This window comes from Sphaerisporangium sp. TRM90804, assembly GCF_029846175.1.
GTDB lineage: Bacteria > Actinomycetota > Actinomycetes > Streptosporangiales > Streptosporangiaceae > Sphaerisporangium.
Genome location: NZ_JARWAC010000021.1, coordinates 256,077 through 275,377, shown reverse-complemented (window position 1 = coordinate 275,377; position 19,301 = coordinate 256,077). Strand labels below are relative to the sequence as shown.

General features: G+C 70.9%; 16 protein-coding genes. 6 read left to right on the top strand and 10 right to left on the bottom strand.

Annotated elements, in window-relative coordinates; translation table 11 throughout:
- Positions 1-18: 18 nt before the first annotated feature.
- The 4 genes from nuoH to ndhC all read right to left on the bottom strand — a co-directional run bounded on the left by nuoH (position 19) and on the right by ndhC (position 2,545).
- Positions 19-972 (bottom strand): NADH-quinone oxidoreductase subunit NuoH, encoded by a 954-nt coding sequence (gene nuoH / locus PYR91_RS26345; protein WP_279783839.1) that lies wholly within the window; start codon positions 970-972, stop codon positions 19-21.
- Positions 965-1,576 (bottom strand): NADH-quinone oxidoreductase subunit C, encoded by a 612-nt coding sequence (locus PYR91_RS26340; RefSeq protein WP_279783837.1) that lies wholly within the window; start codon positions 1,574-1,576, stop codon positions 965-967. Before PYR91_RS26340 ends, nuoH begins: the two co-directional genes overlap by 8 nt.
- Positions 1,573-2,088 (bottom strand): NADH-quinone oxidoreductase subunit B, encoded by a 516-nt coding sequence (locus tag PYR91_RS26335; protein ID WP_279783925.1) that lies wholly within the window; start codon positions 2,086-2,088, stop codon positions 1,573-1,575. Before PYR91_RS26335 ends, PYR91_RS26340 begins: the two co-directional genes overlap by 4 nt.
- Before the next feature lie 85 nt (positions 2,089-2,173).
- Positions 2,174-2,545 carry an NADH-quinone oxidoreductase subunit A gene (gene ndhC, locus PYR91_RS26330; RefSeq protein WP_279783835.1) on the bottom strand — a complete coding sequence of 124 codons (372 nt, stop codon included), beginning with the start codon at positions 2,543-2,545 and terminating at the stop codon, positions 2,174-2,176.
- Positions 2,546-2,763: 218 nt separating this feature from the next.
- Between ndhC and PYR91_RS26325 the strand changes: the two genes are divergently transcribed.
- The 3 genes from PYR91_RS26325 (at position 2,764) to PYR91_RS26315 (ending at position 7,632) form a co-directional block, all read left to right on the top strand.
- Complete coding sequence (locus tag PYR91_RS26325) at positions 2,764-4,260, top strand: polysaccharide deacetylase family protein (RefSeq protein WP_279783833.1); 1,497 nt, start codon at positions 2,764-2,766, stop codon at positions 4,258-4,260.
- Between the two features lie 467 nt (positions 4,261-4,727).
- Entirely contained in the window at positions 4,728-6,581 is a 1,854-nt protein-coding gene (locus PYR91_RS26320; RefSeq protein ID WP_279783831.1) for a 2-oxoacid:acceptor oxidoreductase subunit alpha, read from the top strand.
- Between the two features lie 4 nt (positions 6,582-6,585).
- Entirely contained in the window at positions 6,586-7,632 is a 1,047-nt protein-coding gene (locus PYR91_RS26315) for a 2-oxoacid:ferredoxin oxidoreductase subunit beta (protein ID WP_279783829.1), read from the top strand.
- A 104-nt stretch (positions 7,633-7,736) separates the two neighbouring features.
- Here PYR91_RS26315 and PYR91_RS26310 read toward each other — a convergent pair whose 3' ends face one another.
- The 4 genes from PYR91_RS26310 to PYR91_RS26295 all read right to left on the bottom strand — a co-directional run bounded on the left by PYR91_RS26310 (position 7,737) and on the right by PYR91_RS26295 (position 12,788).
- Entirely contained in the window at positions 7,737-8,915 is a 1,179-nt protein-coding gene (locus tag PYR91_RS26310; protein WP_279783827.1) for an acyl-CoA/acyl-ACP dehydrogenase, read from the bottom strand.
- A gap of 420 nt (positions 8,916-9,335) precedes the next feature.
- Positions 9,336-10,463, bottom strand: a complete 1,128-nt coding sequence (locus PYR91_RS26305; protein ID WP_279783825.1) for an NADH:flavin oxidoreductase/NADH oxidase — start codon at positions 10,461-10,463, stop codon at positions 9,336-9,338.
- A gap of 60 nt (positions 10,464-10,523) precedes the next feature.
- Complete coding sequence (gene rfbA / locus PYR91_RS26300; protein WP_279783823.1) at positions 10,524-11,396, bottom strand: glucose-1-phosphate thymidylyltransferase RfbA; 873 nt, start codon at positions 11,394-11,396, stop codon at positions 10,524-10,526.
- A 105-nt stretch (positions 11,397-11,501) separates the two neighbouring features.
- Positions 11,502-12,788: a nucleotide disphospho-sugar-binding domain-containing protein gene (locus tag PYR91_RS26295; RefSeq protein ID WP_279783821.1), complete on the bottom strand. Its 1,287-nt coding sequence runs from the start codon at positions 12,786-12,788 to the stop codon at positions 11,502-11,504.
- A 400-nt stretch (positions 12,789-13,188) separates the two neighbouring features.
- Between PYR91_RS26295 and PYR91_RS26290 the strand changes: the two genes are divergently transcribed.
- Positions 13,189-13,905: a class I SAM-dependent methyltransferase gene (locus tag PYR91_RS26290; RefSeq protein ID WP_279783819.1), complete on the top strand. Its 717-nt coding sequence runs from the start codon at positions 13,189-13,191 to the stop codon at positions 13,903-13,905.
- Positions 13,906-14,074: 169 nt separating this feature from the next.
- Here PYR91_RS26290 and PYR91_RS26285 read toward each other — a convergent pair whose 3' ends face one another.
- Positions 14,075-15,088, bottom strand: a complete 1,014-nt coding sequence (locus PYR91_RS26285) for an NAD-dependent epimerase/dehydratase family protein (RefSeq protein ID WP_279783817.1) — start codon at positions 15,086-15,088, stop codon at positions 14,075-14,077.
- A 5-nt stretch (positions 15,089-15,093) separates the two neighbouring features.
- Positions 15,094-16,443, bottom strand: coding sequence for a nucleotide sugar dehydrogenase (locus PYR91_RS26280; protein ID WP_279783816.1), 1,350 nt, complete (start codon positions 16,441-16,443; stop codon positions 15,094-15,096).
- A gap of 217 nt (positions 16,444-16,660) precedes the next feature.
- Between PYR91_RS26280 and PYR91_RS26275 the strand changes: the two genes are divergently transcribed.
- Together PYR91_RS26275 and PYR91_RS26270 are read left to right on the top strand one after the other, a co-directional pair.
- A complete protein-coding gene (locus PYR91_RS26275; protein ID WP_279783814.1) occupies positions 16,661-18,079 on the top strand; it encodes an NDP-hexose 2,3-dehydratase family protein in 1,419 nt (472 codons plus the stop codon).
- A gap of 33 nt (positions 18,080-18,112) precedes the next feature.
- Positions 18,113-19,222, top strand: coding sequence for a DegT/DnrJ/EryC1/StrS family aminotransferase (locus PYR91_RS26270; protein ID WP_279783812.1), 1,110 nt, complete (start codon positions 18,113-18,115; stop codon positions 19,220-19,222).
- Positions 19,223-19,301: the final 79 nt, after the last annotated feature.

The following is a 19,301-nucleotide window of genomic DNA, read 5'->3' as shown; positions in this document are numbered from 1 at the left end:
CCGGGCCGGGGACGCCGCTCAGCCGATGAGCACCTTCACCACGCCGGTCAGCGCGAGCTGCGCCAGGGCGAGCGGCACCAGGCCGATCCACGCGAGCTTCTGGAGCTGGTCGGCCCGCAGGCGGGGGAAGGACACGCGGGCCCAGATCACCACGAACGCCAGCACGAAGATCTTGATGAGCGTCCACACCGGGCCGGGCAGCAGCGGGCCCTGCCAGCCGCCGAGGAACAGCACGGTCGTGAGCGCCGACAGGACCACGATGCCGACGTACTCCGTCAGCATGAACAGCGCGAACCGGATGCCGGTGTACTCGGTCATCGGGCCCATGATGATCTCGGACTCGGCGATCGGCATGTCGAAGGGCGGCCGGCGCAGCTCGGCCATGCCCGCGACGAAGAACACGACGCCGCCGACGGCCTGCCACGGCAGCCACCACCACTGCCACGCCTCGACGATGCCCGGCAGCGACAGCGTGCCGGCGGCCATGGCCACCGACGAGGCGGCGAGCACCAGCGGCAGCTCGTACGACATGAGCTGGGCCGCCGAGCGTATGCCGCCGAGCACGGAGTACTTGTTGGCCGACGACCACCCGGCCATGATCGAGCCGAGCACGCCCACGCCCATCACCGCGAGCACGAAGAACAGGCCCGCTTCGAGGTCTGCGCCGTACAGGCCGGGGCCCACCGGGATGACGACCATCACCACCAGATAGGGCACCAGCGCCACGGCCGGGGCGAGCGAGAACACCCGCCGGTCGGCCGCCGCCGGGATGACGTCCTCCTTCTGGACGAACTTCACCCCGTCGGCGATGAGCTGGGCCCACCCGTGGAACCCGCCGGCGTACATCGGGCCGAGGCGCGACTGCATGTGCGCCATCGCCTTGTGCTCCATCTGCCCGACGATCAGCGGCAGTGTCAGGAACGCGACGACGATCACCGCCAGGCGCAGCGCGACGTCGAGCACCTCAGCCATCGCCGGCCTCCCCCGTCTCGGCCTCCCGGCGGACGGCGCGCGGACCGCGGACCGGCGGCGGCACCGCGGCCGCCGGGCCCCAGTCGGCCGGGACGCCCGGCGGCAGGGTCTTGCGGCGGCTGGGCGAGCCCTGCCCGGACTCCCCCGGCTCCTTGGCACCCGGCCACGGCTTGGCGACCCGCGAGGCCAGGATGAACTCCTTGCGCAGCGGGTGGCCCTCGAAGCCGTCGGGCAGCAGCAGCGGCACCAGGTACGGGTGGCCGTCGAAGACCACCCCGAACATCTCGAACGTCTCGCGCTCGTGCCAGTCGGCGCCCCGGAAGACCCCCGTGCAGGTCGGCAGGCGCGGGTCGGCGCGCGGCACCCGGGTGCGCGGCAGCAGGTGGGCGTGCTCGACGGGGTCGTAGAGGTGGGCGACCACGGTGTAGCCCTCGGGAGGGTCGTCCACGCCGGTCAGCCAGTCGAAGAAGACGCATCCGAGCTCGTCGCGGGCGAAGGTGAGCAGCTCGATCCAGTCGGCGGGGGCGACGTCGACGGTGATCTCACCGAACGACTCGCTGATCTCGGCGCGCTGCCCGAAGCGCCGCTCGACGGCGGCCCTCACCGGTCGCCGTCCCCCGGCACGGCCCCCGCGGGCGGCGCCGTCGTGGCCCCCGCGCCGAGCGCCGGCCGGCGCGCGGCGTAGCGGTCGCCGAGGGACTCCCCGGCGATCTTCTCCTGGAGCTTCATGATGCCGTACAGCAGCGCCTCGGGCCGGGGCGGGCAGCCGGGGACGTAGACGTCGACCGGGATGATCTGGTCGACGCCCTTGGTGACGCAGTAGGAGTCCCAGTAGGGGCCGCCGGAGTTGGAGCAGGCGCCGAACGAGATGACGTACTTGGGGTCGGGCATCTGCTCGTAGAGCCGCTTGACGGCCGGGGCCATCTTGTCGGTGACCGTGCCGGAGACGATCATCAGGTCGGCCTGCCTCGGCCCGTTGGCGAACGGGATCACCCCGAAGCGGATGAAGTCGTGACGGCTCATCGAGGTGGCGATGAACTCGATGGCGCAGCAGGCCAGGCCGAAGTTGAAGACCCACAGCGAGTAGCGGCGTCCCCAGTTCAGGATGAAGCGCATGGGCTTGGGGGCGAGCCGGGACACCGGCCCGACGCTGGGCATGGGCAGATCGCGGGCGACCATGAGCGGCATTCTCCCCTCTTCGTCAGGTCCAGGCGAGCACGCGTTTGCGCCAGGCGTACAGGATGCCGAGCGCGATGAAGGCCAGGAACACGAACATCTCGACGAGCGTGGCCAGGCCGAAGCCGGGCGCCGCGAAGACCGTGGCCCACGGGAACAGGAACACCGCGTCGACCGCGAAGACGACGTAGAGGTAGGTGAACACGTAGTACCTGATCTGCGACTGGGCCCAGCCCTCGCCCACGGGGTCGACCCCGCACTCGTAGGTGGTCAGCTTCTCGCGCGTGGGATGGTCGGGGCGCAGCAGCCGGCTGACCAGCAGGCCCGCGGCGAAGATGGCCACGCCGATCGCGATCAGCACCGCCACGATGGCGTAAGAGCTGAAATATCCGCTCATCTAGCCTCCTGCCTGGCAGCGCGGGCCCCGGGGCACGGCCTGAGCACCGATCGTAACCCCGTCTTCCTCGCCCGTCCCTGGCGAGGCGGGGGAAGCTTCGGACACCGGCCGGGAGTTCGCCTTGCGTCATCCCCCCACTACCCGGTGCGGTCAAAATCGTGTCGCCTTTCACCCCATATGTCAGTAAATGAGTAGGGCGGCTGCGTAATCTGGCACTCATGTCCCGCTCGCGCCTCTCCGGGGGTATCGCGCTGCTGGTCGCGGTCTCGGCCGCCTGCGGCATCTCGCTGCCCTCCTCGCGCCCGCGAGAGCCCGCGACCCTTCCCGCGCAGCCGACCACGATCAACTTCGTGGACCCCTCGACGGTCACCGGTCTGTCGGTGCGGACGGTGTCGGGCGAGTCCCGCGTCCCGCACCTGTACGTGAGCCACCCGGTGCTCGCCGCGGCCCCCGAGCTGAACGCCGCCGTCGAGCGGGCCACCTCGGCGGCCGTCCGCGGCTATCTCGCGCCGAAGGCCGGGGCCAAGGCCGCCGAGCGCGCCGGCGAGCTCAACATCGACGGGCAGCTCACCGCCGCCTCCGCGAGCGTGTACGGCGTGCGCGTGCGCACCGGCCGCTACGACGGGAAGAGCTGGCGCAACTCCCTCACCACCTACTGGTACGACGCCGCCGCGCGCCGCGTGCACGACTCGGCGGGGCTCCTGAAGGACGACGCGGCGCTCGCCTCGCTGTCCGCGCTCGTGAAGGACCGCCTGCGGCGCCTGGCCCCCGCCGTGCGCACCGAGGCGGTGCTGCCCCGGCGCGCCCTGTTCGACTCGCTGAACTTCAACCCGCACGGCGACCTGGTGGCCGAGTTCGACGACGGCCAGGTGGGCCCGGCCCGCATGGGACGGATCGCGGTCGCGGTGCCGCGCGACAGGGCCGCCGCCCTGCTGTCGGACTTCGGGCGCCGCACCCGGGACGCCGTGGACGCCGCCACCCCGTCCTCCATGCCGCGCACCCCGCCGTCCGTCCCCGTCGACGACGGCGAGACCCGCGAGAGCCCGCCGGGCGGCTGCGCCGTCGCCAAGTGCGTGGCGCTGACCTTCGACGACGGGCCCGGCCCCGCCACCGGGAGCCTGCTGGCCATCCTGTCGCAGTTCGGCGCCCACGCCACCTTCTTCGCCACGGGCGAGAGCGCCCGGGCCCAGCCCGGCATGGTGGAGCGGATCAGCGCCGCGGGGAACCTGGTGGGCAACCACTCCTGGTCCCACCGCGACCTGACCACCCTGGACGACCACCAGATCTCCGACGGCCTCGGCCGCGCCCAGATGGCGATCGCCACGGCCACCCGGCGTACGCCCCCCCTGCTGCGGGCGCCGTACGGCCACGTCAGCGCCCGGGTGCTCACCGTGGCCCACCGGCTGGGCCTGGCGATCGCGGGATGGAACGTCGACACCTCCGACTGGCGCGACCGCGACCCGGCCGCCGTCGCCCGCCGCGCCGTCGCCGGGGCCCGCCCCGGCTCGATCATCCTCATGCACGACACGGGCCCGGCGACCGTCGCCGCCCTCCCCCTGGTGCTGAAGGGGCTGGAGGCCCGCGGCTACACCTGCGTGACCCTCACGGAGCTGCCGGACTCATCCGGCAGGGCCCCCGGAACGGTCCCCGAGCGGCCGAAGCCCCTGCCCGCCGTACCGCAGCGGACCGGCGCGGACGTCCCCGAACCCGACTAGGAGACGGCCGCCGGGAGCCGCCGAAGGTGATCCTCGTCACGCCGAGGCACACGTCACGGGCCTGACCTTTGGCTGACGCACGCTTGGGGGCCATCGGGGGAGTGGACATATAGTTGGTGACCGTGACCCGGAAGTTGCTCTACTCCCGCTTGCACGTTGATCTAGGCAGGCTTGCCGCGGGGCTGTGTACCAGAGCCGTTCCCGGTCGTGAGGAGGCCAAGGCGGTCGTACCCCCATCCCCTCGCGCCACCTGAGCCGCCGCCGGCCGAGAACACGCGGAGCGCCGCGAGGCATCGTCGCGATGCCCGGCGCACCGGTCCGAAGATCGCTGCGGTCGCGGGGCCACAGGTCAGGCCCCTGATCGACGCGCATGCGTAAAGAAGCCCGCGCAGCCCCAAGGGATCTAGCATGGAAATGACAACGTGTGACGAGCGACGGCGCCCAGGCGCGTCCAGGAGGTCCGAGCTGTGACCAAGCAGGTGCAGCAACTCGACCGCGTGATCATCCGCTTCGCGGGCGACTCCGGCGACGGCATGCAGCTCACCGGTGATCGATTCACGGCTGAGACGGCCGAGTTCGGCAACGACATCTCCACCCTCCCCAACTTCCCCGCCGAGATCCGCGCCCCCGCCGGCACCCTCCCCGGGGTGTCCAGCTTCCAGCTCCACTTCGCCGACCACGACATCCTCACCCCCGGCGACGCCCCGAACGTCCTGGTCGCGATGAACCCCGCCGCGCTCAAGGCCAACCTGGGCGACCTTCCGCCCGGCGCCGACGTGATCGTCAACACCGACGAGTTCACCAAGCGCAACCTGCAGAAGGTCGGCTACGCCGCCAGCCCGGTGGAGGACGGCTCGATGGAGGCGTGGCGCGTGCACGCCGTCCCGCTGACCTCCTTGACGGTCAAGTCCCTTGAGGGCTTCGACATCTCCAAGAAGGACGCCGAGCGGGCCAAGAACATGTTCGCCCTCGGGCTGCTGTCGTGGCTCTACCACCGGCCGACCGAGGCGACCGTCAAGTTCCTGCGGGCCAAGTTCGCCAAGAAGCCCGACATCGCCAACGCCAACATCGCGGCCTTCCAGGCGGGGTGGAACTTCGGAGAGACCACCGAGTCGTTCTCGGTGTCGTACGAGGTCAAGCCGGCCAGGCTCACCCCCGGCCTGTACCGCAACATCTCCGGCAACCAGGCCCTGGCGTACGGCCTGATCGCGGCCTCGGTGCAGTCGAAGCTGCCGCTGTTCCTCGGGTCCTACCCGATCACGCCGGCCTCCGACATCCTGCACGAGCTGTCCAAGCACAAGCGGTTCGGCATCCGCACCTTCCAGGCGGAGGACGAGATCGCGGGCGTGGGCGCCGCGCTGGGCGCCGCGTTCGGCGGGGCCCTGGGCGTCACGACGACGTCCGGGCCCGGGGTGGCGCTGAAGGCCGAGACCGTCGGCCTGGCGGTGGCCACCGAGCTGCCGCTTCTCGTGATCGACGTCCAGCGGGCCGGTCCCTCGACCGGCATGCCGACCAAGACCGAGCAGACCGACCTGCTGATGGCCATGTTCGGCCGCAACGGCGAGTCTCCGCTGCCGATCGTCGCCCCCGCGACGCCGTCCGACTGCTTCGACGCGACGCTGGAGGCGGCGCGCCTGGCGCTGAAGTACCGAACGCCGGTCATGCTGCTGTCCGACGGCTACCTGGCCAACGGCTCCGAGCCGTGGCGGCTGCCGGAGGTCCTCGAACTGCCCGACCTGACGGTCGACTTCACGGTGGAGCCGAACGCCGACGACGGCGAGACCTACCTGCCGTTCAAGCGCGATCCGCAGACGCTGGCCCGCCCCTGGGCCGTCCCAGGGACGCCCGGCCTGGAGCACCGCATCGGCGGCATCGAGAAGGCCGAGGGCACGGGCAACATCTCCTACGACCCCAACAACCACGACCACATGGTCCGCGTGCGCCAGGCGAAGATCGACGGCATCGCGAACGACATCCCCGCGCTGGAGGTCGACGACCCCGAGGGCGACGCCCGGGTGCTGGTCCTCGGCTGGGGCTCGACGTACGGGCCGATCGCGGCCGCGGTGCGCCGGGTCAGGAAGAGCGGCGGCAAGATCGCGCAGGCCCACCTGCGCCACCTGAACCCGCTGCCGGTCAACACCGGCGACGTGCTGCGCGCGTACGACCGCGTGCTGCTGCCGGAGATCAACCTCGGCCAGCTCGCGCTGCTGCTCCGTGCGCGTTTCCTGGTCGACGTCATCAGTTACAACCGCGTGCGCGGGCTTCCGTTCAAGGCCGAGGAGCTGGCCGGAGTGATCCAGGACGTGATCGACAGTGAGTGACGGAATGACGAACGGCAACGGCAGGACCGGCCTCGCGCTGATCCCCCGCGCCACCGCCAAGCAGACCCTGAAGGACTTCAAGAGCGACCAGGAGGTGCGCTGGTGCCCCGGCTGCGGTGACTACGCCATCCTGGCCGCGGTGCAGAGCTTCCTGCCTGAGCTGGGGCTCAAGCGCGAGAACATCGTGTTCGTCTCGGGCATCGGCTGCTCGTCCCGGTTCCCGTACTACCTCAACACCTACGGGTTCCACTCGATCCACGGCCGCGCCCCGGCGATCGCCACCGGCCTGGCCGCGTCCCGCCCCGACCTGTCGGTCTGGGTGATCACCGGCGACGGCGACGCGCTGTCGATCGGCGGCAACCACCTGATCCACGCGCTGCGCCGCAACGTCAACCTGAACATCCTGCTGTTCAACAACCGCATCTACGGGCTGACCAAGGGCCAGTACTCCCCCACCTCCGAGGTCGGGAAGATCACCAAGTCGACGCCGATGGGCTCGCTCGACAAGCCCTTCAACCCCATCTCGCTGGCCCTCGGCGCCGAGGCCGGCTTCGTGGCCCGCACGATCGACTCCGACCGCAAGCACCTGCAGTCGGTGCTGCGCGAGGCCACGGCGCACCGCGGCACGAGCCTGGTGGAGATCTACCAGAACTGCAACATCTTCAACGACGGCGCCTTCGACGCCCTGAAGGACCCGGAATTGCGGGACGACATCACGCTGCGCCTGGAGCACGGGCAGCCGATCGTGTCGGCGTCCAAGGCGGTGCGGCGGGCGGCCTCCGGCGGCATCGAGGTCGTCGATCGGGCCGGCCTGGCCGAGGAGGAGATCCTCGTGCACGACGCCCGCAACCCCGACCCCTCGGTGGCGTTCGCCCTGTCCCGCCTGGACGAGCCTGCCTTCGACCACGTCCCGATCGGCGTCTTCCGGGCCGTCGAGCGTCCCGCGTACGACACCCTGATGGCCCGCCAGCTCGACGAGGCCATCGCCGAGCGCGGCCCCGGCCAGCTGTCCGACCTCCTGACCGGCGGCGACACCTGGCGGGTGGGCTGACCGCCAGAGGCGGCGAGCCCGGTCCCCCGGGCGCATGACGAAGGGGCGCACGGCACACCGTGCGCCCCTTCGTCATGCGGCCCGCGGCGGGCGGACGCCGCCGTTCAGCGTCCGGCGGTCGCGCTCACGCGGTAGCTCAGGTAGTTGTTGTCGCGGTCGATGCCGAGCGCCTGGCCGCTGAGGAAGTCGACCGCGTCGATGTAGGTGTACGGCTGCATGAACCATCCGGCCCGCACGTCGCGGTAGAGCCGCGACAGCGGGTGCGCCGCCCCGTAGGCCGCGCCGCCGACGACGGTCAGGCAGTCGTTGACCACCGCCAGGGCCAGCCGGTTCACCGCCAGCTTGGCGCACTGGAACGGCACCATCATGCTCCTGCCGCGCTCGTCCAGGTCGCCGGTGAGGTCGTCGTTGAGCGCGTCGGCGTTGGCGAGCGCCGCCGCGGCGGTGGCCCGCAGCGTGTAGAGGTTGGCCTCGATGTCGGAGACCAGGCCCCGCACGGCCGCCGGCGGGGCGCTCGACCGGCGCGCGGCGGCCCCGATGGCCAGGTCGCGCGCCGCGCGCGCGACGCCGGCGTAGATGCCCAGCATGGTGATGGAGCTGACGGTCTGCCCGGCCAGCGCGCTGTCTCTCGTCTCGCCGATCACCCCACGCTCCAGCACGTCCTCCTCGGCCACCGGGCAGTTGTCGAACACGATCTCGCACGTGCCGGACGCCCGCATGCCCAGGCCCTCCCACCCGGGCAGCACCGACAGGCCGGGGGTGTCACGGCCGAGGACGGTGGCGGCCAGGGTGACCGGCTCGTCCTCGACGATCTTCTGGGTGTGAACGAGGAAGTGGGTGGCGATCGGCGCGAGGGTGACCAGCGTCTTGCGGCCGGACAGCAGCCAGCCGCCGCGCCCGTCGGGCGTGAGCCGGGTCACCGCCGTGTGGTGGTCCTTGGCGGCGCCGCAGATCACCAGCCGGTCGGACGCCATGCCCCTCAGCAGCCGCTCCGCCAGCGCCCGCACCGGCGGCGAGCCGTGCCGCCACTCGTAGTTCAGGGTCAGGCCGCGGCTGAACTGCACGTGCAGGGCGAGCGCGGTGGACGCGTCGGCCTCGGCGACGGCGGCCAGCACCGTGGCGACGTCCGACAGGCACGAGACCCCCATGCCGCCCAGCTCTTCCGGGACGGTTCCCGCCATGACGCGGTTGTCGAGGAACCGCTCGAAGCTCTCCGCGGGAAACTCGCCGAACCGGTCGTGGTCGGCCGCGCCCTCCCGGATACGGGCGACGTCCTGATCCACCAGGGCAAGCAGGGCTCGGCCATTCTGCGTGATGGGCGTGTCGAACCGTCCCGCGGGCACGCGATTGGCGCTCCAAGTCGACAATGAACACTCCAAGATGTCTGGGGGCGGCGACGACCTTCGAGGTCAGCGGACAAGCGGACCGGCGGCTCGAATTCGAGCGTAACATCGTCAAAGAGGTATCCGACCGGCGCGCGACAGACCATTGATAAGTGCGCAACGCGGAAGAAAAAACGACCGCGGGACGGAACGAGAAACGCAAGTAAGAAGTTGTCGCCCGTCGTTTAATAATGGGCCGATAATCGAACTCGACCGCCGGAGAGCGCCCGGCGGAGGCGTGCGCGAGCCGGTTCACGGCACCGTCCGGTTCCACGCCGAGCCACCTCCCGCGGGCGCCGGGGCCCGTGATCGGCGCGCGGCCTAGGCGGACACCGCCGGCGCGGGCGGGGCGCCCCGCGGGGGAGCCTGGGGCGTGGCCGCGCGAAGGTACTGGTCGGGCAGGCGGGGCGGCACGCCGAGCGCGGCGGCCGCCCGGTGCGGCCAGTACGGGTCGCGCAGCAGCTCGCGGCCGAGCAGCACGGCGTCGGCCTTGCCGGAGGCGACGATCTCCTCGGCCTGGTGCGGGTCGGTGATCAGGCCCACCGCGGCCACCGGCCCGCCGGTCTCGGCGCGCACCCGGGCGGCGAACGGCACCTGGTATCCGGGGCCGGTCGGGATCCGCACCCCCGAGGCGTTGCCGCCGCTGGAGACGTCCAGCAGGTCGACGCCGCGGGCGGACAGCTCCTTGGCCAGGCGCACGGTGTCGTCCACGTCCCAGCCGAGGCCGTCGGGCAGCCAGTCGGTGGCCGAGATCCGGAAGAACACCGGCAGGTCGCCGGGCCACACGGCGCGGACGGCGTCGACCACCTCCAGGGCGAACCGGACACGGTTCTCGAACGGGCCGCCGTAGGCGTCGGTGCGGTGGTTGCTGTGCGGGGAGAGGAACTCCCCGATCAGGTAGCCGTGCGCGCCGTGGATCTCCACGACCCGGAAGCCCGCCCGGAGCGCGCGCTCGGCCGCGGCGGCGAAGTCGGCCACGACGCGGCGGATCTCGCCGGCCGTCAGCTCCTCCGGGACCGGGTAGCGGTCGGCGAAGCGGACCGCGCTGGGCGCGACCGGCCGCCACCCGCCCTGCCCGGCGCCGAGCGGGGCGCCGCCGCGCCAGGGCCGCTCGGCGGACGCCTTGCGGCCGGCGTGCGAGAGCTGGACGCCGGGCACGGTGCCGTGCCCGGCCAGGAACTCGGCGATCCGGGCGAAGCCCGCCTGCTGGCGGTCGTTCCACAGCCCGAGGTCGCCGGGGCTGATCCGCCCCTCCGGGGAGACGGCGGTGGCCTCGGTGAGGATCAGCCCGGCGCCGCCCACCGCCCGGGACGCGAGGTGGGTGAGGTGCCAGTCGTGCGGCACCCCGGTCTCCGGGCCCTCGGCGGCGGCCGAGTACTGGCACATCGGCGCCATCCAGACGCGGTTCGGGATGGTCAGCGACCGCAGGGTGATGGGCGCGAAAAGCATGGATCTCCTCGTCCGGCCCCGGGCCGGTGCGTCCGCGCCGCCCGGGCCGGGTGGGACGGCTCAGTCCAGCGCATAGGCGATCTCGGTGAGGTACCGCCCGTAGTTCGACTCCCGCATCCCGGCGCCGAGCTGGTAGCAGGCCTCGGCGTCGATGAAGCCCATGCGCAGGGCGATCTCCTCCAGGTAGCCCACCCGTTCGCCCAGGTACTTCTCGGTGTACTGGACGTACTGGCTGGCGGTCAGCAGGGAGTCGTGGGTGCCGCAGTCGTACCAGGTGTAGTCGCGGTCGAGCTCGACCAGCTTCGCCCGGCCCTGCCGCAGGTACTCGCGGTTGAGGTCGGTGATCTCCAGCTCGCCGCGCGCCGAGGGGGCGAGCCCCCTGGCGAGGTCGACGGCCTGCTCGTCGTAGAGGTACAGCCCCGTGATCGCGTTGTTGGAGCGGGGGTGGCGGGGCTTCTCCTCGATCGAGACCAGCATGCCCTCGGAGTCGACCTCCCCGATGCCGTACCGCTCCGGGTCGGCCACCGGGTAGCCGAACAGGGTGCAGCCGTCGAGCGACCTCCGGGAGCTGCGCAGCAGCTCCCGGAGCCCGGAGCCGTGGAAGAGGTTGTCGCCGAGGATCAGCGCCGAGCTGTCGCCGCCGATGTGGTCGGCGCCGATCAGGAACGCCTCGGCGATGCCGCGCGGCTCGTCCTGCAGCGCGTACGACAGGTTCAGGCCGAGCTTGGAGCCGTCGCCGAGCAGGCCGCGCATGACCGGGACGGCGGACGGCGTCGAGATGATCAGGATGTCCCGGATCCCCGCCAGCATCAGCACGGAGATCGGGTAGTAGACCATCGGCTTGTTGTAGACGGCGAGCAGCTGCTTGGACGTCGCCAAGGTGAGCGGGAACAGCCGTGTACCACTGCCGCCGGCGAGAACGATCCCCTTCATCTTCCGGTCCGTTCCTCGTTCGTAGTCGGTGGCCGGGATTCGCGGGTCAGCGGCTGGTTCGTCCGGCCACGACGACGCCCTTCCGCCTCACGGTAGAAGAGCCGGTCAGGAACGCGAGGCGCGGTACTCGGCGGTCAGCTTCTCCAGCACCGGCACCATGGCGTTCGGGGTCGGCATCGCCTGCACCTCGGTACGCACCCGGCGGGCGTTGGCCGTGAACGTCGGGTCCTCCAGCACCTGCTTGAGGCTCTCGCGCAGCACCTCGGCCGTCATGTTGCCGGCGTTGACCGAGTACACCCCGGCGCCGCGGGCCTCCGTCGCGTTCGCCATGGCGACCGAGCCCCACCACTTCTCGACCTTGTAGTCGTTGGGCACGATGACCTGCGGGACGCCGGCCTCGTTCGCCGACGCGAAGGTGCCGCAGCCGCCCTCGTGGACGATCGCCTCGCACGACGGCAGCAGCACGTTCAACGGGATGAAGTCGACGGTGCGCACGTTGTCCGGCACCCGGACCGACCCGATCTGCTTGGCGTTGAACGTCGCGACCACCTCGATGTCGAGGTCGGACACCGCGTCGAAGAGCTCGCTGGCCGAGGCCGAGGTGCCCTCGATGTTGGCGTCGCGGTGCGAGATGCCGAGCGTGATGCAGACACGCCTGCGCGCCGGCGGCTCGTACACCCACTTCGGCGTCGTGAAGGGGCCGTTGAACGGCACGTTGCGCATCGGGACGTAGTGCACGCCCTCGGGCCGCCAGACCCACAGCGGCATGGGCGAGATGGTCCACTGCCCGAGCACGGCCTCCTCGTCGAAGGGGCGGTCGTGCCGGTTCAGGATCGGCTCCAGCCACTCGCGCATCGGGTCGCCGTCGGTGTGCAGCCGGTCGCGGGTGGCCGAGCGCAGCTGCGCCAGGCGGTCCACGGTGAACAGCATGCGGGCGTGCGCCGCGCCGACGACCCGGGCGGCGATCGAGCCGGGGACGGCGGTCGGGTCGGAGATCACCAGGTCGGGCTTCCACAGGCGGGAGAAGCTGATCAGGTCCTCGACCGTGGAGTCCGGGTAGAACACGCCGCGCACGCCCGAGGTGAGGTCCTTGAGCTCGATGTACGGGTCGCCCCAGCCGAAGTCGCTCTGCACCGACTTGCCGGTGCGATGCCCCCGCGGGTCGGCGACCCCGTCGGCCCCCGGGATCGGCGCGACCGTCGCCACCTTCTCTTCGAGCTTCAGCATCTCACCGATCGACACACCGGGAATTCCCGTGTGCGCGATGTCGTCGGCCATGTCCGGCGGACCGGCGATGCACACCTCGTGCCCTGCGTTGCGGAGCGCCCACGCCAACGGCACCTGCACGAACAGATGCGACCTGAAGGGATTGGTGACGAAGAGAATCCGCATCGGAGTCCTTCCTCCTAGGTGATGCGCGAAAGCGCTTGTGCCAGGTGACGCGCATTAGCGGCGGAAAACCGGTTGGCGCCCCCTCGCACACGCCCGGAAAATGGCGCGCATGCGGACGGTCGCCGCGTCTATCGGGGGTTCCAGCCGGCCTTTCTCGTACCGTCAGGGCCCGCTTACCAGAGTCGACGTTCGTACCCAGTATGGCTTCGGGGGCCGCCGCGAGCGTCTTCTGAATTGCGTGGTTGGCCGTCACCCCTATGCCTTCACGCGCCGATTCTCACCGGCCGGCGCGCGGATCACCCGGTGCGCATGTACGAGGATGCGCCCCCGGCGCGCACCGGCCGATGATGGGGAAACCATCGACAGACGCCGGTGAACCGGCATGACGGGAGGGCCGGTCATGCTCTTCGACACCGAACACGCCCAGCTTTTCGACCTGGTGTACACCGCCAAGGGCAAGAACTACGCCACCGAGTCCGCGGCCGTAGTGGAGCACATCCGCAGGCACAAGCCCGACGCGCGCTCCCTGCTGGACGTCGGCTGCGGCACCGGAGAGCACCTGCGCTCGCTGAAGGACGCGTTCCCCGACGTGGCGGGGATCGACCTCACCCCCACCATGTGCGAGCTGGCGCAGAGCAAGCTGCCGGGCGTGCCGATCCAGGTCGCCGACATGACCGACTTCGCGCTCGGCCGCACCTTCGACGCGGTGGTCTGCCTGCACAGCTCGGTCGCCTTCGTGCCCGCCGAACAGCTGGGCACGGCGATCACCTGCATGGCGCGGCATCTCAACCCCGGGGGCGTGCTCGTCGTCGAGCCCTGGTACGCGCCGGAGAAGATCACCGACCGCCGGGTGGTCGGCCACGTGGTGCACGCGGACGGCGGCGTGACCATCGCGCGGGTCTCACACGGCGTCCGCCGCGACGACAAGCACGACCTGGAGACGCACTTCCTCGTGGCCGACGCCGACGGCATCCGCCACGTCGCCGACGTCCAGGTGCTCGGCGTCTACGGGCACGACCAGTACACGGCCGCGTTCGCCGAGGCGGGCTGCGAGCCGCCGGAGTACTTCGCGGACGGGCTGTGCGGCAGAGGGCTGTACGTCTCCGTGCGCCGCTGACCCCGCCGCGCCCGGCCGGCCCGGCGGGCCGCCGCGCGGCCGAGGCACGAGCCCGGCGGGCCGAAGGCGTAGGCCGCCCGGGTGCGTTCCCACCGGACGGCCTGCTCGCTCACGGAGACGTCCCCCACCCGGACGTCCCCGCGGCGCCGGGGGCTCTCCCCCCGTGGGGTCAGCCGCGCGCGGTCGTCGCCAGTTCGGGGTCCGGCGCCGCGCCGCTGTCGGGCAGGGCGAGCCACCACGGGTTCTCCCGCGCCCACGCGATCGTCCGGGTGAGTCCCTCGCGCAGGTCCGTCGTGCTCCGCCACCCGAGCACTCTTGCGATCTTGCTGGTGTCCGGGACGCGCCTGCGCAGGTCCTGGTACTGGCTGCCGAGCCGCTCGCGCGTCTCGATGGGCACGCTGGCCCGCTCGCCGGTCAGCTCGGCCACCAGGGCGCCCAGCTCGGCGACGGTGTTCTCCACGGAGCTGCCGACGTTGAAGCACTCCCCTATGGCGTCCTCGTTCGTGCCGACGGTGATCGTCGCGTCGACCGCGTCCTGGACGTAGGTGAAGCACCGCGTCTGGCCGCCGCCGTCGTACACCACCGGCGGCTCACCGTTCAGCGCCCGGTGCAGGCTCCTGCTGACGACGAACGCCGGCCGCTGCCGCGGGCCGTACACGTTGAAGTACCGCACGATGGCGGTTCTGAGCCCGCGCTCGCGGGCGAAGGCGAAGGCGAGATGCTCGCCCAGCGCCTTGCTGGAGGAGTAGCACCACCGGTCCACGGCGGTGCTGCCCACCACCCGGTCGTCGTCCTCCCGCCACGGGACCGCGGGGTTCTTGCCGAACACCTCGCTGGTGCTGGCGACGACGACCTTCGCGCCCACCCTGGTGGAAAGGTCCAGGACGTTGCGGGTGCCGAGCAGGTTGATGTCGATGACGTCGAGCGGGCGGTCGAGATAACGGTCTACCCCGACGACGGCGGCGAAGTGGTAGACGGTGTCGACGCCGTCCTTCACCGCCTCGGCGAGCTGCTCCGCGTCCCGGATGTCACCGGGCACGTATCTGACCGAGGGCGGCGGCGACTGGTCGGGCGGCGGCGCGCCACCGTCGAACACGGTGACCTCATCGCCCCTCCGGACCAGCTCGTCGACCAGGTGACTGCCCAGGAACCCGCATCCTCCGGTTACCACGACCCGCGCCATGAGCGTTACCTTCCGATTCCCCGGTAGGCGAATCCATGCCGCCGGAACCGGTCGATGGTCTCGCGGGAGTAGTAGGCGCGGCCGTCGACGATGACGCACGACTGCGCCACCGAGTCACGGGACGCGACCAAATCCACGTCGGCGAGCTTGTCATGCCGGGCCAGGACGGCGACGCAGTCGGCGCCGGACAGCGCCTCGGCGACCGTCTCGGCCGGGGCGAGCCCGAAGAGCCTCTTGACCTCGCCGGGGTCGGCGACCGGGTCGAAGATGGCGACGTCGGCACCGCCCTGCTGCAGCCTGGCCACGACCGGCAGCGCCGGGGTGGCGCGCAGGTCGCCGCTGTTGTTCTTGAACGACACGCCGAGCACCGCGACCTTCGCGCCCTGCAGCGGCCTGCCGAGCCTGTTCAGCTCCTCGACGATCAGGCCGACGGTGTACGCCGGCATGGAGTCGTTGACCTCGCGCGCGACCGGGATCGTGTCCAGGTCGATGTCGTGGTCCTGACCCGCCTTCCACACCATCCACGGGTCCTTGGTCAGGCACGACCCGCCCACGCCGACGCTCGGCAGCAGGATGTTCACGTTCCCCGAGCCCTTGCGGATCGTGTTGGCCGCGGCGATCACCTCCAGCACGTCGACGTCCAGCTCGCCGCAGAGCTTGGCCAGTTCGTTGGCCATGGCGATGTTGTGGTCGATCCACCAGTTGCTCGCCAGCTTCACCATCTCGGCGCTTTCCATCGACGTGCAGGGGATGATCTCGGTGCCGATCGTCTGCCGCCAGAACTCGGCCGCGGCCGCCACGCTGTCGGGGCACCAGCCGCCGATCGCGATGGGGAACGTCCGCAGCTCCTGAAGGGCCTGCCCCTCCGAGAGGCGCTCGGGGCAGAAGGCCAGCCCGAAGTCCTCGCCGACCTTCAGGCCGCCGCCCTCCAGCAGCGGGGCGACGACGTTGCTGGACACTCCCGGAGGCAGGGTGCTCTTGAGGATGACGAGCTGCCCCTTGCGCAGGTGCCTGGACAGCTCGGTGCAGGCCTCGCGCAGGTAGACGTCGACGAGCTCCTTGTCCACGACCGGCGTGCCCACCGCGACGACCACGACGTCCACTTCCGAGACCAGGTCGTACCCGGTGCTGACCCGCAGCCTGCCCGAGTCGAGGCCGCTGTACAGCAGCTCGGGCAGCCCCGGCTCGCTGAACCAGCAGCTGCGCTGCTCAAGCTGAGAGATCAGCGCCGGATTGACGTCGATTCCCACGACGTCCACGCCTTCGCCGGCGAGGACGGCGGCGACGGTAGAGCCCACATAACCCATTCCGATAACCGCGGCGGAGGTATTCCCCTGATCAGACAAGAATTTCATGGGTCACCCACTCTCAGGAAGTGCCGGTCGGCACACGACCAGCGTGTCAACCGGCCCGTCGGCGACGCATCTCCTGTGATGCCGTGCCCTTTTTAGTGGTGCCCGTACATTTCCCCGTCCCCCCCTCCCCGAGGGCCCGCACCGCACTCCAGGAGATGCGTCGCCCAACTCGGCCGTACGACGATGCAGGGGTCATACGACCTCTTGGGAGTCTTCGATGACCGCGCGACTCAATCAGCTCGACAGGAGCAGGCCCGTCGGCTTCGCGGCCCGCGTGACGGCCTCGGCCAGAACGACCGAGTCATCGATGAGCCCCGACATCGACGACTGGCTTGACAACAAGAGAAGGCAGCCGTTCGAGAACACCCTTATTCCGCTCGAAGAACTCACGGAACCGCGGGGATGGCTCTTCGCCGGCACGGGGAATCTGGAACACCACAGCGGCCGGTTCTTCAGCGTCGAGGGAATGCACGTAACGGCGAACCACGGTCACGTCCGAGAGTGGTCGCAGCCCATTCTCGTGCAGCGGGACATCGCCATCCTGGGAATCATCGCCAAGGAGTTCGACGGCGTCCTGCACTTCCTGCTCCAGGCCAAGATGGAGCCCGGCAACGTCGACATGGTGCAGCTCTCGCCCACGGTCCAGGCGACGTCGAGCAACTACACCCAGGTGCACGAGGGCAAGCGCGCCGCCTACGTCGAGTACTTCACCGAGCCGGGCAGGGGCCGCGTCCTGGTCGACATCCTGCAGTCGGAGCAGGGCGCCTGGTTCCACCTGAAGCGCAACCGGAACGTCGTGGTCGAGGTCACCGACGACGTGCCCCTGCACCAGGACTTCTGCTGGCTCACCCTCGGGCAGATCAGCCGGCTGCTCCAGCGGCCCAACGTCATGAACATGGACGCCCGCACGGTCCTGGGCTGCCTGCCCATCGCGGCCCCGGCGAACGGGCCCGACCTCGGTAACGTGTTCGACAGCGCCCCGAGGCACTCCCCCGAGCCCGGCGGCATGCACACGCTGACCGACATCCTGAGCTGGTTCACCGGCCGCAAGAGCGAGCTGGAGGTGAACGCCCGCCTGATCCCGCTGAACTCCGTGGTGGGGTGGCGGCGGGAGGCCGGCAGGATCGTCCGCGACGACGGCCGGAACTTCAGCATCGTGGGCGTCCGGGTGCACGCCCAGACCCGCGAGGTGCACAGCTGGAAGCAGCCGCTGCTGGCGCCGCACGGCCTCGGCCTGGCGGGGCTGGTGATCCGGCGCATCGCCGGCCGCCTGCACGCGCTGGTGCGCGCGGAGGCCATGCCCGGCTACCGGGACACGGTCGAGCTGGGCCCCACCGTGCGGTTCATGCTGGAGGACCTGCCCCACACCCCGGCGGAGCGCCGCCCGGAGTTCCTCGACTACGTGCTGTCGGCGCGCGAGAGCGTCCGCTACGACGTCGTGCAGTCGGAGGAGGGCGGGCGTTTCCACCACGCCGAGACCCGCTACCTGGTGGTCGAGGCCGGTGACGACTTCCCGCTCCGGGTGCCGCGGGACTTCGCGTGGATCACGATCGAGCAGCTCCTGGCGCTGCAGCGGCACAGCTACTACCTCGGCATCGAGGCCAGAACTCTGCTCTTGTGCCTGAACAACCTCTGACAGACACCCCCATCCCGAAGGAGTTCGTCACCGATGGCCATTTACGTATGGGACCACCGGCGGGAGTACGAGAACGAGCGCGAGGACATCCTCGACGCGGTCGACACCGTGTTCCGCTCGGACCAGCTCATTCTCGGCGAGAGCGTGCGGGGCTTCGAGGAGGAGTTCGCCGCCTATCACGGAGTGTCGCACTGCGTCGGCGTCGACAACGGCACCAACGCCGTCAAGCTGGGCCTGCAGGCCATCGGCGTCGGCCCCGGCGACGAGGTCATCACCGTGGCCAACACCGCGGCGCCGACCGTGCTGGCCATCGACGGGACGGGCGCCACGCCCGTCTTCGTCGACGTGCGCCCCGACACCTACCTCATGGACACCGACCAGGTGGCCGGCGCCATCACCGAGCGCACCAAGGCCCTGGTCCCGGTGCACCTCTACGGCCAGTGCGTGGACCTCGCCCCGCTCCAGGAGCTGGCGGCGCGGCACGGCCTGAAGATCCTGGAGGACTGCGCCCAGTCGCACGGGGCCCGGCAGAACGGCCGGCTGGCCGGCACGACCGGCGAGGTGGGGGCCTTCTCCTTCTACCCCACCAAGGTCCTGGGCGCGTACGGCGACGCCGGCGGCATCATCACCGACGACGCCGAGACCGAGGCGAACCTGCGCCGCCTGCGCTACTACGGCATGGAGGACCGCTACTACGTCGTCCAGACCCCGGGGCACAACGCGCGGCTCGACGAGGTGCACGCCGAGATCCTGCGCCGCAAGCTGCGCCGGCTGGACGACTACATCGCGGCCCGCCGCACCATCGCCGACCGCTACGCCGAAGGGCTCAAGGACACCGAGCTGCTCCTGCCGAAGATCGCCCCGGGCAACGACCACGTCTACTACCTCTACGTGGTGCGCCACCCCGCGCGGGACGAGATCCTCAAGGCGCTGCGGGAGTTCGACTTCAACTTCCGCGTCAGCTACCCGTGGCCGGTGCACACCATGACCGGGTTCGCGCACCTGGGCTACACCACCGGCACCCTGCCGGTGACCGAGCTCGCGGCCGACGAGATCTTCTCCCTGCCGATGTACCCGACGCTGCCGGAGGACCTGCAGGACAAGGTCATCACCGTGCTCCGCGACATCCTGGCCCGCGGCTGAGCGGGCGGCATCCGGACGCGCCGGCCCCGGTACGAAGCGGCATCCACCGCATCCGTGCCGGGGCCGGCGCGTCGTCGCG